The organism is Roseovarius sp. (genome assembly GCF_965228755.1).
In the GTDB taxonomy this organism is placed as follows: domain Bacteria; phylum Pseudomonadota; class Alphaproteobacteria; order Rhodobacterales; family Rhodobacteraceae; genus Roseovarius.
Genome location: NZ_CBDDIG010000004.1, coordinates 28,075 through 41,963, shown reverse-complemented (window position 1 = coordinate 41,963; position 13,889 = coordinate 28,075). Strand labels below are relative to the sequence as shown.

General features: G+C 65.0%; 17 protein-coding genes. 6 read left to right on the top strand and 11 right to left on the bottom strand.

Annotated elements, in window-relative coordinates:
* Window positions 1-12: 12 nt before the first annotated feature.
* A complete protein-coding gene (locus ACO07J_RS02480) occupies window positions 13-492 on the top strand; it encodes an Lrp/AsnC family transcriptional regulator (protein ID WP_422025974.1) in 480 nt (159 codons plus the stop codon).
* Between the two features lie 43 nt (window positions 493-535).
* Here the strand turns inward: ACO07J_RS02480 and wrbA are convergent, their stop codons facing one another.
* Window positions 536-1,159: an NAD(P)H:quinone oxidoreductase gene (gene wrbA, locus ACO07J_RS02475; protein WP_422025972.1), complete on the bottom strand. Its 624-nt coding sequence runs from the start codon at window positions 1,157-1,159 to the stop codon at window positions 536-538.
* 100 nt (window positions 1,160-1,259) lie between these two features.
* Between wrbA and ACO07J_RS02470 the strand changes: the two genes are divergently transcribed.
* A complete protein-coding gene (locus ACO07J_RS02470) occupies window positions 1,260-2,165 on the top strand; it encodes a LysR family transcriptional regulator (RefSeq protein WP_422025970.1) in 906 nt (301 codons plus the stop codon).
* Window positions 2,166-2,176: 11 nt separating this feature from the next.
* Here ACO07J_RS02470 and ACO07J_RS02465 read toward each other — a convergent pair whose 3' ends face one another.
* On the bottom strand, window positions 2,177-3,085 hold the full coding sequence (locus tag ACO07J_RS02465; RefSeq protein WP_422025968.1) for a LysR substrate-binding domain-containing protein: 909 nt from the start codon (window positions 3,083-3,085) through the stop codon (window positions 2,177-2,179).
* Between the two features lie 378 nt (window positions 3,086-3,463).
* Between ACO07J_RS02465 and ACO07J_RS02460 the strand changes: the two genes are divergently transcribed.
* From ACO07J_RS02460 to ACO07J_RS02450, 3 genes are all read left to right on the top strand, one after another.
* Entirely contained in the window at window positions 3,464-4,246 is a 783-nt protein-coding gene (locus ACO07J_RS02460) for an alpha/beta fold hydrolase (RefSeq protein WP_422025966.1), read from the top strand.
* A 104-nt stretch (window positions 4,247-4,350) separates the two neighbouring features.
* Complete coding sequence (locus ACO07J_RS02455) at window positions 4,351-4,554, top strand: hypothetical protein (RefSeq protein ID WP_422025965.1); 204 nt, start codon at window positions 4,351-4,353, stop codon at window positions 4,552-4,554.
* A 130-nt stretch (window positions 4,555-4,684) separates the two neighbouring features.
* The gene (locus ACO07J_RS02450; RefSeq protein WP_422025963.1) at window positions 4,685-5,518 is read left to right on the top strand and encodes an alpha/beta fold hydrolase; all 834 of its coding nucleotides are present in this window, start codon (window positions 4,685-4,687) and stop codon (window positions 5,516-5,518) included.
* Window positions 5,519-5,698: 180 nt separating this feature from the next.
* On the opposite strand, the gene ACO07J_RS02445 is transcribed toward ACO07J_RS02450, so the two are convergent.
* The 9 genes from ACO07J_RS02445 to ACO07J_RS02405 form a co-directional block, all read right to left on the bottom strand.
* Window positions 5,699-6,997: an MFS transporter gene (locus ACO07J_RS02445; RefSeq protein ID WP_422026306.1), complete on the bottom strand. Its 1,299-nt coding sequence runs from the start codon at window positions 6,995-6,997 to the stop codon at window positions 5,699-5,701.
* A 202-nt stretch (window positions 6,998-7,199) separates the two neighbouring features.
* Complete coding sequence (locus ACO07J_RS02440; protein WP_422025961.1) at window positions 7,200-7,595, bottom strand: hypothetical protein; 396 nt, start codon at window positions 7,593-7,595, stop codon at window positions 7,200-7,202.
* Window positions 7,592-8,512: a prephenate dehydrogenase/arogenate dehydrogenase family protein gene (locus ACO07J_RS02435; protein ID WP_422025959.1), complete on the bottom strand. Its 921-nt coding sequence runs from the start codon at window positions 8,510-8,512 to the stop codon at window positions 7,592-7,594. The genes ACO07J_RS02440 and ACO07J_RS02435 overlap by 4 nt, the downstream gene beginning before the upstream one ends.
* On the bottom strand, window positions 8,509-9,408 hold the full coding sequence (locus tag ACO07J_RS02430) for a PhzF family phenazine biosynthesis protein (protein ID WP_422025957.1): 900 nt from the start codon (window positions 9,406-9,408) through the stop codon (window positions 8,509-8,511). Before ACO07J_RS02430 ends, ACO07J_RS02435 begins: the two co-directional genes overlap by 4 nt.
* A 25-nt stretch (window positions 9,409-9,433) precedes the next feature.
* The gene (locus ACO07J_RS02425; RefSeq protein WP_422025955.1) at window positions 9,434-10,075 is read right to left on the bottom strand and encodes a GNAT family N-acetyltransferase; all 642 of its coding nucleotides are present in this window, start codon (window positions 10,073-10,075) and stop codon (window positions 9,434-9,436) included.
* Between the two features lie 22 nt (window positions 10,076-10,097).
* Complete coding sequence (locus ACO07J_RS02420; RefSeq protein WP_422025953.1) at window positions 10,098-10,727, bottom strand: GNAT family N-acetyltransferase; 630 nt, start codon at window positions 10,725-10,727, stop codon at window positions 10,098-10,100.
* 66 nt (window positions 10,728-10,793) lie between these two features.
* The gene (locus ACO07J_RS02415) at window positions 10,794-11,930 is read right to left on the bottom strand and encodes a hypothetical protein (protein WP_422025951.1); all 1,137 of its coding nucleotides are present in this window, start codon (window positions 11,928-11,930) and stop codon (window positions 10,794-10,796) included.
* A 114-nt stretch (window positions 11,931-12,044) separates the two neighbouring features.
* Complete coding sequence (locus tag ACO07J_RS02410) at window positions 12,045-12,998, bottom strand: homocysteine S-methyltransferase family protein (protein ID WP_422025950.1); 954 nt, start codon at window positions 12,996-12,998, stop codon at window positions 12,045-12,047.
* The gene (locus ACO07J_RS02405; RefSeq protein WP_422025948.1) at window positions 12,998-13,147 is read right to left on the bottom strand and encodes a hypothetical protein; all 150 of its coding nucleotides are present in this window, start codon (window positions 13,145-13,147) and stop codon (window positions 12,998-13,000) included. Before ACO07J_RS02405 ends, ACO07J_RS02410 begins: the two co-directional genes overlap by 1 nt.
* A gap of 184 nt (window positions 13,148-13,331) precedes the next feature.
* On the opposite strand from ACO07J_RS02405, the gene ACO07J_RS02400 reads away from it, so the two are divergent.
* Window positions 13,332-13,880 carry a GNAT family N-acetyltransferase gene (locus ACO07J_RS02400; protein WP_422025946.1) on the top strand — a complete coding sequence of 183 codons (549 nt, stop codon included), beginning with the start codon at window positions 13,332-13,334 and terminating at the stop codon, window positions 13,878-13,880.
* Window positions 13,881-13,889: the final 9 nt, after the last annotated feature.

Genomic DNA, 13,889 nt, shown 5'->3' with positions numbered 1-13,889 from the left:
AAAGGGCCCCAAATGCCGGAAGATCCCGTCAGCCCGGACCTCGACCGGATCGACCGGAACATCCTGCGTGCGCTCCAGAAAGACGCCCGCATGCCCAATTCCGATCTGGCGAGGCTGGTGAACGTCAGTGCCGCGACATGCCACCGCCGCACCCAGCGCCTGATCGAACAGAAGTACATCTCCTCCGTCCGGGCCCAGATCGCGCCTGCGAGCGTGGGGCTGGGAACGCTCGTGATGGTGGGGGTCGTGCTGGACAGGTCCACACCGGAAAGCTTTTCCGAGTTCGAAAAGGCCGTCGAAGGCATGAAGGAGGTGCTCGACTGCAATCTTGTCGCCGGGGATTTCGACTACCTGCTCAAGATCAGAACGCGGGACATGGAAGGGTTCAACCTGCTGCATAGCCGGAAACTCATCACCCTGCCGGGCGTCCGCCAGATCCGCACCTTTTTCGTGCTGAAGGAAGTCAAGGACAACGCGCCCCTCGCCTTCTGACCGGGCGGCCGGGGGCCACGCCCCCCGGACCGCCCCTTTGCTCTCACCCTGCCCTGACCAATCGCGCCGCCTGCGCCCAGGTGGCCGTCCGCGCCCCCTGGTGCCTTGCCGCAAGCAGAGTCGCCTCGGGCAGCGCAGCGCCCTGCCCGTCGGTGAAGCTGGTCCCGTAGGGATTCCCGCCGGCCGCATGGATCGCCGGATCGGTATATCCCGGCGGCACCATGATCCCACCCCAGTGGTAGAACACGTTGTGAAGCGCCAGCAGGGTGGATTCCTGTCCGCCATGAACGTTCCCGGCCCCGGTGAAGGCACTGACGACCTTGTCCGTCAACGCGCCGTTCATCCACAGCCCGCCGCAGGTGTCCAGGAACTGCTTCAACTGCGCCGCCGGCAGCCCGAACCGTGTCGGCGTGCCGAAAACGAAGCCCTCCGCCCATTCCAGGTCCTCATGGGTGGCCACGGGAACCTCGCGCGTCGCCTCGAGGTGTTTCCTCCACGCCGGGTTCGCGTCGATCGCCGCGTCGGGGGCCAGTTCCGCCACCCGCCGTATCCTGACCTCGGCGCCGCGCGCTTCGGCGCCGGCGGCGATTTCCTGTGCAATCGTATAGGTGTTGCCGGTACTGCTGTAATAGACGATAGCCAGCCGGACGGGTTCCTGTTCAGTCATGTCGCTCTCCTTTGATTGATGAGGGGAAAGCTAGGCGCGCCCGTCCGCCGCCACTATAGAGTCGAAATGCGCTTCACTGTCTGCCCGGATGGACAATCCCATGTCGAAAACGCCCAGCCTCGATGATCTGGCCCGCTTCCGAAAAGTCATCGAGAAAGGCTCCTTCGCCGCCGCCGCCCGCGACCTTTGCATTCCCAAAAGCACGCTCAGCAAGGCCATCGCCCGGCTCGAGCAGGATCTCGGCGTGCGCCTGCTGGAGCGGACGACGCGCAACATGCGGCCCACCGAGATCGGGCGCATCGTGGCGGGCCACAGCAAGACGATGGTCGACGCGTTCGATGCGGCACGGCGCGCGGCCAGCGACAGCGACGGGCCCTCGGGCCGTCTCCGCGTCGGGTGTCCGCCGGGGCTGCTGGACGATCTCCTCGATGACGTCCTTGTCGACTTCCTCACCGACCTCCCGAAAATCCGGATCGAGCTTGTGGCGATGGCGGGCCCCCTCGACCTCGTCAGGGACGACGTGGACATCATGCTGCGCGCCCGCTCTCAGGTCGAGGCCGGCGCCTCGCACGTCGTGCGGCGCCTCGGCGGCTCGCGGGGGATCCTCGTGGCCGCCTCGTCGCTCGCCGGCACAAGCGACCTGCGGTCGCCTGCGGACCTGGAAACGGTTCCGACCCTGTCCCTGCCCGGCGACAACCACGTGTGGACCCTGTTCGGCCCGGACGGCGCGCCCCATACCGTCACCGTCTCTCCGCGGCTCGTCACCAGCGACATCGCAACCCTGCGCCACGCCGCGATGAGGGGGTTGGGCGTGGCCCTGCTGCCCGAGCACGCCTGCCTGCCGGATGTCGCAAGCGGCCGGCTGGTTCACGTGCTGCCGGACGTCTCCACCGTCGAGGGCACCATCTACGCCGTATTCTCACGCGAAACCGCAAAGTCATCGGCCCTTCGCGCCTTCATCGACCACCTGGCCCGGGCCTTCAGCACCGCCCCATTCCGACGATAGCCCGGCCGCTCTTACCCCGAGCGTGCCGTTCGGGCCAACTCGCGCGCAAGGTCGACGAACACCTTGAACGCGGCTGGCGGGTTGCGCCGACTGGGGTAATACAGGCAGAGCGGCGCAATCGGCGGTGTCCAGTCTTCAAGGACCCGCACCAGTCGGCCCGCCGCGATATCCTCGCGCACGTTCGACTCCATGAAATACCCGATGCCAACGCCATCCAGCACCGCGGCGCGCGCCAGGCTGGCCTCGTCCAGGGTCAGCGGGCCGTCCACGTCCACATGCACCGGCTGCCCTTCGGATTCGAACTGCCACCGAAACAGGGCGCCGTTCGGCAGGCGGACGCGAATACAGGTATGCGCCTTCAGGTCGGCCGGAACCTGCGGCACATCCCGGTTCGCGAAATAGGAAGGCGCGGCCACCACGGCATGCCGCCGCGCGGGCCCAAGCGGTATGGCAATCATGTCCGACGGCACGAGGGTCTTGCTGCGCACCCCGAAATCGAACCCGTCCGCCACGATGTCCACAAGGTTGCCTTCCGTCACGAGATCGATCTGTACCTTGGGAAACCGCTTCAGGAATTCGAGGATCAGCGGCGCAAGTATCTCCTGCGCAGCGGTGACGAAGGTGTTGATACGCAAGGTGCCGGACGGCGTCTCCTGTTGCGACCGGACCGTGTCCAGGGCCTGGTGGATATCGCGCACCGCCGGGCTGACCTGATCGACGAACCTGTGCCCCGCCTCGGTCAGCGAGACACTGCGAGTCGTGCGATTGAACAGGCGCACGCCCAGTTGCCCTTCCAGCTTCGAAATCGCGTTGCTGAGCGCACTCGTCGACATTCCCATATCGAGCGCCGCCGCCCGGAACGATCCTCTGCGGCTGATCGCGAGCACTGCATCGAAGTCGGTCAGCTTGTAGTTTTTCATTGTCCCGATTTTCGCAAGTCAACATCCCAATTTATCCCGATTATATAAACGGCGTCAAAGGGATAATTTACAGGCACACATCAATTGAACCGAAAGGAGCAGACCACACAGACGCTTACCCGGATGATCGCGATTCGGAAGAACCGGACATGAAGGAATCTTTCATCTCGGACGTATTCCTTGCCATTCTTCATACCGAATTCCGATCGCTACGCAGAGTTTGAGCCAAATCATACGGCAAACTTGAAAGCACATGTCAGCGGCAAAACGCTACCATGCCGACGCCCGCGACCGGGGTGGAATCCAGAAATTAATCCGGAAAGCCGCCCTCCCACGGCCTTTAAGAACCTCTCTCAATATCAAGCTTAGGAACCTCATATGTCCAAGAAACTCAGGACTGCCGTCGCCGCTGCTGCCGCCGCCGCGACCTTCACCGCCAGTGCAAGCGCACAGGAAACGATCCCGCCCGAACAGCCGGTCAAATCCGTCGTCCTCGTTCACGGCGCCTTCGCCGACGGGTCGGGCTGGCGCGGCGTGTACGACATCCTCACCGCGCGCGGCTATCGTGTCAGCATCGTCCAGAACCCCCTGACCTCCCTCGCAGATGACGTGGCCGCCACTGACCGCATCCTTGACCGTCAGGATGGCCCCTCGATCCTCGTCGGGCATTCCTACGGCGGTACGGTCATCACCGAGGCGGGCATCAACCCCAAGGTCGCGGGCCTCGTCTACGTCTCCGCGCTGGCCCCCGACGTGGGCGAGACCACGGGCGGCCAGTTCGCCGACATCCCCGCCCCGCCCGAGTTCATCATCGAAACCGGCGAGGACGGCTTCGGCTTCGTCAATCTCGACGAATTCAAGACCGGCTTTGCCGGCGACACCTCCGATGCGGACGCGGCCTTTCTCCGCGACAGCCAGGTGCCCATCAACATGGATATCTTCGGAACGCCGGTGAAACACGCCGCATGGAAGGACAAGCCGAGCTGGGCCGTCATCGCGACCGAGGACAAGGCCATCGATCCGAAACTTCTGCGCCACACCGCCGACCGGATCGGCGCCGTGTCGGTCGAAGTGTCCGGCAGTCACGTCGTCTTCCTGACCAAACCGGGTGAAGTCGCCGACGTGATCGACGAGGCCGCCCGTTCGGCCGGCAACAACTGACGGCGAATGCTCATGCGGCGGGGCCGGCCTCGCCGCATGAACCTGCAACCTGTTCACCCGGAAACGTCACGCCGGGAATTTAACCCCGGCAAAGGAGCCAGACCATGTACCACACAAGCGGGGCCGCCATATTCTCGTGGAGTGTCATCCTCGTCCTCATCTCGGTCGCGGCGTTTTTCGTCGCCGCCTGCATCGTCAACGTGGACAGCTTTTCCAGCATTCAAATGCGCACGGATCGGGCCTGCACCATGCCCGGCTCCGATCCATGCGAAACCATCGTGACGGAGCGACGCCGTGACCGCACCTGAACATGCCCCCATGACCCGGCGCACTGCGCTTGCCGGTGGCGCGGGCCTGCTGTTCGCGGCATCGACGCCTTTCCTGACCGCCTCCGGCCTGCGGGCCGAAACATCCCCCTCCATCAAAGGACCACAGACCATGACCTATATTTCCGCCAATGACGGCACACGGATCTTTTACCGCGATTGGGGCCCGCGCGATGCGCAACCCATCGTGTTCCACCACGGCTGGCCCCTGACGGCCGACGAATGGGACACCCAGATGCTCTATTTCCTCGGCAAGGGTTTCCGGGTCATCGCCTTCGACCGGCGCGGCCACGGCCGCTCGGACCAGACGGAAACCGGCAACGAAATGGACACCTACGCCGCCGATGTCATCGCCCTGGCCGACGCGCTGGACCTTAAGGCGGCCGTGCATGTGGGCCATTCCACCGGTGGTGGCGAGGTCGTGCATTACGCCGCCCGCGCCAAGCCCGGGCGCGTCTCGAAACTGGTCCTGATCGGCGCCGTGCCGCCGGTGATGGTGAAGAAGGACAGCAACCCTGATGGCACGCCGCTCGAGGTGTTCGACGGCTTCCGCGAGGCGCTTGTCGCGAACCGGCCGCAGTTCTACCTCGACGTAGCATCGGGCCCGTTCTACGGCTTCAACCGGCCCGGCACACAGGTCAGCGAGGGCCTGATCCGCAACTGGTGGCGTCAGGGGATGCAGGGCAGCGCCAAGGCGCATTACGACTGCATCAAGGCCTTCTCGGAAACCGACTTCACCGAGGACCTCAAGGCGATCCCTCTGCCGACCCTGGTGATGCATGGCAGCGACGACCAGGTCGTGCCCATCGACGCCTCTGCCGCGAGGACGGTCGAAATCATGCCCAACGCGACACTCAAGATCTATGACGGCGCCTCTCATGGCATGGCGGCGACGATGGCCGAAACCATCAATGCGGACATCCTGAATTTCCTGCAGTCCGCTTGACGAGGCGCGGGCTTTGCCTGCCAAGCTTCCCCCGGCTCCCGCGGGGGAAGCTCTTTCGGGCTTGGCCAGCACGTTCTCCCCTCTGGCACGGGGGGCGCGGAAGATTTGAACAATGGACCTTACGCAAGACAATCGACACGGCGGGAAGCGGCATCCGCCACGCGACCTAGGCGACCACGCTCACTCTCTGCCCTCTTGCAGACGTTCATGATCTTTCGAACGCGTTTGCGGCTGTTCTGCATCGAGGACGGCTTGGTTTGCGGCAAGGGCCACCGTTTCGGGGGTCGAGGCGCGGGCGAGCGGTTTTGCCTGGAACACGACCTTGTCGGCGGATGAAACAGCAGGCGCGATACGCAGCCGGAGGAGTGCGAACAGCACGAGCAACACATGCGCCCCGCCTGTGACGGCGAAGAGCATCGTCTCATCAAAGGACGTCATCGCGAACCCTGCCATCGTCGGACCGAAGATCGAACCGATCCCGTAGACAAGCAACAGCCCACCGCTTACCTGAATGAATGCCCCGGGTTCAGCGTGATCGTTGGCATGGGCGACGATCAGGGGATACATCGCAAACACCGTTGCCCCGAACATCCCGGCAAGCGCAAGCACGACACCCGGTTGCCTCGGCCCCGTGAAGAGAAACAGCGAGTCCGTTAAGATGGCGACCACCGCGACGGCAATCAGCACCTTGCGGCGATCAAACCGGTCGGACGCGATACCGACGGGGATCTGGCTCGCCGCACCCGCCAATATCGGGAGGCTTGCAAAGAGCGCGATGTCGGCAAGCGACAACCCGATACGCGCCCCGTACACCGCCGCCAACGTGCCGAAGGACGCATTGGAAACGCCGACCATCAATACGGCGAACACGGCGATTGGGGAGTTTCGCCAGAGCTTTCGCAGGTCAAGCGAGACCTTTGTCAGTGGCCGGGGCGTGGTGGTGGCGCTGATTGCGGTAGGCAGCAGCGCCATGCAGTAGACCATCGCGGCGAGAACGAAGAACAGGAAACCGGTGGCATCGCCGAGTGTAAGCACCATCTGTCCGGCGGTCGTGGCCGCCAGGTTGACCATCGTGTAAATGCCGAACACGCGCCCGCGCGACTTGGCGTCTGACCGTTCATTCAGCCAGCTTTCCACGATCATCGCCGCGCCCGCAAAGCAGAAGCCGGACAATGCCCTGACCGGAATCCAGACCCACGGCGTGATAAGCAGCAGCGACAGGAGCACGGCGATCGCGGCAATCGAACACATCGCGCCAAAGGCCCGAATGTGCCCGACCCGTGCAACAAGTACGGGAGTGCGCAGGCACCCGGCCACGTAGCCGACAGCCCACCCTGTGCCAAGCAAACCCAGTGAGGCCGCCGTGAACCCCTCCGCCTCGCCACGGATCGGCAGGATCAGACCATTGACACCCCCGGCGAACACGAGGAACGCCGAGCCCATCAGGAGAGCAGTCAAGGGCAGAAGGCTTTTAATCACGGCGACACAATAACTTTCCGGTTGGCGATTGAAAATCTGAAAGCCGGGAGAGCCGGCCCGTGTCACCCTCTGCACCAATGACAGCGCGATGCAATCCACATTTATCAAATGCACCTGGCTGACGAAACGACGCTCCGACGCGAATACCGGCCAGGCGGGTCGTTCCGGGCCGTCGTTCGATGGCCGCGCCGAAGGGCGACCTTCACCCAGCGCCCGCCGCCTGTTCCTTTCGGGAAAGGCGCCACCCCCTGACCCCGGTCACGAGGATCCCCACATTGCCGGCGAGGTCCAGCAGCATCCACGAATTCAGCACCGGTTCGACGAGCCAGAACCAGATGTTGAAGACGAAGAAGGGAACCGAGCCGACAAGCCCGAAGGTAAGGAAGGTCATCGGCGTGAAGCGTGCCGTCGCGATGATCGTGCCGCAGAGCACCGCCTGCGCGCCGAAGCAGCCCATAAGGAATCGCGCCTGTTCGGTGGCCGTCGCCAGGTCAGGCCGGAAGGTGACGCGCACAACCATGGCCGGGAACAGAAGGCACCACATCCCGAGGAGCAGGAAAATGGCGGCGAGGCATAGTTGAAGGCGTCGGGGGGTCATGTCACGGAATCCTTTCGTTGATTTTGCAGAGGTTGCCGAGAGCGGTCCGGCACGGCACGGCCTTGAAGGCACGCGTCGCCGTCTTCCGCCGGGCCGGGGCGATCCTCGGCCAGGTTGGTCCCGGTGCAAAGGGAGCGATCGAGCTGCACGGCACGTTCGAGGAACTCGCGCCGAACGCCTTGCGCGTAAGGGTTCATCGTTTCAATCGCTTGGAACACCTCTGGCGAATCCTCCTGAACCATCGCGATGGCCTGTACCAGAAGATCGAAGCTGGCGGTCGTCAACCGTGTCGGCATGGGGCCCATCTCCGACAACAGCTTCGCGATGAAATGGGTCAGCCCCTGGACCGTGGCCGCCTCCCTGTCGTGGGCCTCGGGCGTTGTCTCGATCACCTCGAGCTGCAATCGCTCACGCAGGAAAGACAGGAGACACTGGCAGGGGCCGCGAACGGGACACACCGCGATTTTCAGCCCAGCAATGCCGTCTCCAGCGCTTTCGGGGCCGAACAGGGGGTGCGTCGCAATGATCCGGACGTGTACGGGAAGAGTGTCCCGCATCACCGCGACGGGCCAGACCTTGACCGAAGCCACGTCGATCACGAGCGCACCGGGCCGGCAGAAAGGGGCGATATCGCGAACGACCCGTTCAAGGGACGATACAGGCGCCGCGAGGACCACGACATCGCACCGCGCCGCTGTCTCGAGGTCTACGGGGGTGACGCCGAGGCTGACCGCACTTTCGCGAAAACCCGGTGCAGGATCGTATGCCATGAGGTCGAAATGCGCGGCGAGGTGCCTGGCGATCAGCCGGCCGAACGCTCCGAACCCGACGATACCCACCGTGGTCTTTCCAAAGTCCTGACCGGGGCGCTGGGGAAATCCCGAGCCCCCGAGGGCGGTGGGGCGTCTCCGGGTCACGGTCTGCCGCCCGGCTCGGCCCCGATCGACCGGGCCCGGCCCGACACGCGTATCGACGACCCCGCGGCAGACGGGATACCGACCGTGATGCGGGACGGAGCTCCCATGTCTTCGCCCTGCCGGATCGCGACCTCGCCCTGGTGAGGCCATCCGAGATCGCGCAGGTACCCGGCAAAGGCCGCCGCCGCGGCCCCGGTGGCCGGATCCTCGTAGACCCCGTGCGAGGCGAAGATGTTCCGTGCGTTGAATTCCGCCCTCGAGGCGGCGTGTACGAGGCAGATCGTGCCCAGTTCCCAAGCGAGCATGAGGTCTTTCCCGCGCTCGAAATCGTAGGACATTGCCGCCAGCCTCTCGCGTGTCATCAACGCGAGCACCAGGTGGGTCGCCCCCGCTTCCGCGACGGCGGGCGGAATGCGCGGGTCGAGATCGTCGTGCCCCATCGACAGGAGCGACAGCGTCTCGGCCACGAGGTCCTCCGCGGCGGGCCGGCTGCGCGTGGGAGGCGATTGAAGCGCCGCCTGCGTCCCGGTGTCGTCCGACGACGCCTCGACGGTGATTTGGGCACTGTTCAACCGCAGCGGAAAGACACCGGCGCCAACCGTTTCCGCCAGAGCCGCACCGAGCGCGATGGTGGCATGGCCGCAGAACGGAACTTCGGCCTCGGGGGAAAAGTAGCGCACCCGCCAATGGCCATCCGCCTCGCGCGCGGCAAAGACGGTCTCGGAATAGCCGACCTTCGCCGCGATCCGCTGCATCTCGTCGGCTGCGGGCAGCTCCTCCGCGATCATCACGCCGGCCGGGTTGCCGCCCCGGTCCCCCTCCGAGAACGCGGCGTATCGACGGATGTTGCGCAGGTCGGCGGTCATGTCGGCCGCGGTGGTTTCGATGGACGTCATTTGCGTATCCTCTTGCTTCTACGGTTCAATCTGTATTCGCGACGGCGGCATCAGGCAGGCGGGTTTCGGGCGTGTGCGGTGCCTCCATCAAGGGCCGCACCATCAACAGCGCGTCCCCCTTCGTGTAATGAAGGCAGGGATGGGGAACGAGCGGACGGCGGTCCGCCACGTTGAAGCCGCGACGAAGGTAGAAGTCCCGCGCCAAGGCATTCTGCTCGAAACAGATCAGCGACAGCCGCGGCAGCGCCCGGGTGAGTGCCAGCGCCTCGACGTAATCGAGGAGCGTGCCGCCGACGCCATGCTCACGGAAAGGCGCGTGAACGGCCAGCCCCGAGATATAAAGCGACCCCGGATCCTCGAGCTCCGCATAGGGCGCCAGCACTCTGTCGGGCGCCGCGGCCTCGTTTTCCGGTTCCGGCATCTCGAAGGCGTGGACCATCCCCAGCACCTCGTCGCCGCGTGTCGCCAACAGGCAGTTCTCGTAGGAAAAGGCCGCACCCGTCCGGGCATAGCGGGCCGCGCCGACCGCTTCGACCGGTTCGTCCTCCCGCGCGTGCCGGCTCCAGATATAGGCCGCCAGACCATCCGACGACATCAGGAAGAGCCGCGCGATTTCGGCTGCGTCAACGGGCCTTGCCCATCGAATGTCGAACGTGCTCCGGATCATTGGTTCCCCTCCATCGTGGTGTTCAAACGGGTGTCGCCGCGATGCGCGCCGGCTGTCGCAGCATCGCGTAGAGCGGCGGGCAGCCCGCGACCTCGATCGTTGCGGTCAGTTGGAAACCGTGACGGGCGTATAGGGCGCGATTGCGTTCCGTCGTCGCCTCGAGATAGGCGGGAATATCCTCGGCATCGCACCGCGCCAGAACGGGCCGCAGCATCGCACCGCCCAGGCCTCTGCCCTGCCGGTCAGGCCGGACACCGATCATCGGCAGGTACCAGTGCGGCTCACGCGGGTGGACGTTGCCCATCGCCTCGAACACGGCGAAGACCTCCTCCTGTCGCGGCCCGGGGATCGAGCGCTCGACGACCTCGACGAGCGCGGCCTCGTCGGGCTCGGCCCCCGGCGCGATCCACAACGCAACCCCGCCTTCGACCCTGACGAGCGTGTCATCGGACATGGCCGGGCCGGCGAAGGCCGTTGCGAAAGCCGGGAAATGTGTCAGGTAGTCGGCCCGGTCCGGATACATCCACCGCACGGGGGGATCGGTCTCGAAGGCCGCGGTCAGCGTGCCGAGGATGGCGTCGTGGTTCGCTATCGAGCGGGTGTCGCCGGCCTTATCCGGCCGCCGTTCGAGAGGTTCGGCGTAAGAGGTCATGGGTATGTCCTTTGTCGAATGGTGTTCTGATCGGGATGGCCCCGCCCCGGGGCCGCCGCCCGGGCCTTACATTTGCTCGACCGTCTCCAACCGCTGCAGAAGCGAGGAGATCAGCCTGTCCTGCCGGTCGAGGCGCGCCCGCTGGTCGACAAGATCCTCGTGCACTTGCTCGATGTAGATATGCGCATGTTCCAGCTCGTTCAGGACGGCGCCCAGCTTCTCCGCAACGTTCAACGGCGCGCCGGGCCTGGTGGGGCCCACTGCGGGCAGGTATCCCTTTTCCCACATCTCCGACGCGTGCTCGGTAATAGACAGCCGGTCGTAATCCGGTTCGAACACGGCATCGCAGCCCGCGGCACAGGTCGGCCCGGCCGTTGTCAGCGTCCCCGTCAACACCATGTCGCCATCGGCGTTCAGGCGCATTTCCGGCCCGTCGCCGTCGACGATATTGTATCGGAACTCGCCGGTGCGGAGGGGACCTTCGGTAAAGACGACGTCGGCAGACTGGTTGATGGGCGCGTCCGTGGCGGTGATGCGGAAGAAGCTGAACGTCTCGTCATCGCTGATCTCGAGCGGTGCCTGCGGGGTGCCCGTGCCGATCCCCACGTTGCCGTTCGCCGCAAGCTCGAGCAACCTGCTGGGCGCCTGGTACTGGATCCGGAAGGGCGTTTGAGAAGTATCGCCGTTGATCACGGCGAACGCACTGCTGCCTGCGACCAGATCCCAGCGCCCGGGCGTTCCGTGCCGCTCTTCCAGCCGGACCCTGGCGGCATTGAAGTTCGAAACGAGATGAAAGTCGGCTTGCGGAATGCCGGTATTGAGCCCGATGGAACCGTTATCCTTGATATAGAGGGCATTGGACGGTGCCGCGCCCGACACCCATAGCGGGGTCGTTCCCTCCGTGAGGTCGGTCAGGAAAAACGCCTCCTGGCCCTCGGATCCCTCTTCATTGGCCGAAAGCTGCCAGCTGCGCTTGGGGAAGTTATCAGCGACAGTCGTGTCCTCGAAGCGAATGGCGCCGTTGATATCCTTTACCTTGAGGCCGGCACGCGCGGACGGGATGGAGTCTTCGCCGTCGCCGCAGGCGGTGCCGACACAAAGCAGGTTGCTGTCGATGATCACGTCCTGGGTAAAGACCTGGTCCGCCAGGCCGGCGCTGGGAAGGACGGCAAGCGCCACTGTCGAGAGAAAAGTATGTTTCATGAGGTGTGTCTTTCGGGATTTTCTTTATCGAAGAATGGAAAGGTTGCTCTGCCCCCGACGCCTGAGGCAGGTGCGAAGGCTGTTCGGGCCGGCGCACCTGCCTCCTCCGAGCGGTCAGGCGATCTGATGCTGGAAGCAGCAATCGGCCATCGCCTCGATGTGGCGATGATCGGTACCGCAGCAGCCACCATAGACCCGCAGGTTGGGCAGCACGCGCTTGAGCTGGGCATAGTCGCGCCCAAGTTCCGCCGGGTTGCCGGCATCAAGCTCCTCGGCCTCGTCAAGCTCGGCATGGCTGAGCCGCGAGGCATTGGCGCGCACGCCCCAGACCCGCTTGAGCCAGGCCGCATCGGTCTCGAGCGCGGCCCGGAAGTGATCGGGATGGGCGCAGTTGATCATGTAATAGGCGGCGGCCCCGGCGGTCATCATGTCGGTCTGCTCGAAGGCGTCGCCCAGCGGGGTGCCGTCGGGCAACCGGCCGTCGGTTTCGGTCGTATAGGACAGAACCACCGGCATCTCGGCGGCCGCAGCGGCGCGGATGATCCCGGCGCCCTCGTTCACGGTGCAGATCGTGACCGCGGTCACGAGGTCGGCCGCGGTCTCGGCGAACCACCCGATCTGTTCGGCGTGAAAGGCCTGGGCCTCGTCCGCCGACATCGCGGTGTCGGGCTGGTAGCCGTCGCCGCGCGGGCCGATATTGCCGGAGATGACGATCGGGGCCACGGCCCCCGCATCGCGCCGGATCTCGGCCAGCAGCGCAATGGCAGCCTTGTTCAGCCGTTCGAGGTCAGCCGGACCGTGGCCCAGTTGCGCCCCCCAATCCCGGCTGGCCCGCCAGGTCGGCGATTCCAGCAGGAAACCACTGTTGTGATCCGCCGCGATGGCGAGGTGCCGTTCGAAATAGGCGCGCAGCGTCCGGCGCCCCTCGACGGTGTCGAGCAGCGGGTAGGAGGCGAAGCACGGCAGGTCCAGCCCATCGAGGAAGATAAGCGTCGTCTCGAGGCCGGAAACGGTGAGCAGCGGCGTGCCGTCGGCCTGCGGCAGGCGATTGCGATGAAGGGCAAGCATTACAACCACCCTCGCACCGAAGAGATCTGACGGCCGATCAGCCAGTCGGATCGGTCGATTTCGGACAGCCCGATATCGCGTCTCAGGTGCGGGCTGAACGGCAGGATGACGTTGTTCCTGTGCCGGAACGGGTTGAAAAGGAATCGCATGGATCGTCTCTCTGTTTGTTGACGACCCCTCTGTCGGCCATGCGCGTGACCCCTCGCGTTTTCGAAGCGTTACAACTGCGTCAAAACGGATGGCCGCGGGAATTAAACGCTTTACCGGTTCACGCGCAGGCGCCAATAAATCGGTGCGACGCAGCGGCTTTGTCCCCAGCTAGAAGGTTCGGCCATGGCAAATGAACAGACACCCGGCACCGGCGCCGCGCCGAGAATCCGGCATGTGCGTGCAAGCGACCACGATGCCGTTCTGGAAATTCTCAATGCCCGCCACGTGAACCTCGGAACCCAGCGCCTGCCGTTCCACGCCGACACACAGGTCGCCGCGCGCATTGCCGACGATCCCCATAAGGTGAAGCTCGTCGCCGAGATCGATGGCGCGGTTGCCGGATATGCCGAGCTCGAGACTTGGCCCGACAGGCCCCGCCAGCGGCACGGCGCAGAGGTCGACATGGTCGCCACCCACCCGGATTTTCGCGGGCGTGGCGTGGGCCCCGCGCTGCTGGAGGCCCTGGTCGACCTGTCCGACCGCTGGCTGCAATTGACACGCCTGCAACTCTATGTCTGGGAGGGCAACGACGCCGCCATCCGGCTCTACGAGCGTTTCGGCTTCGAGGTCGAGGGGCGCCTGCGACGGTTCGTGGTGGTCGACGGCGCCTATCGCGACGCGCTGATCATGGCCCGGCTCAGGGACCCGATCCAACCGGCGACCTCCGCGTGATAGGCTCTG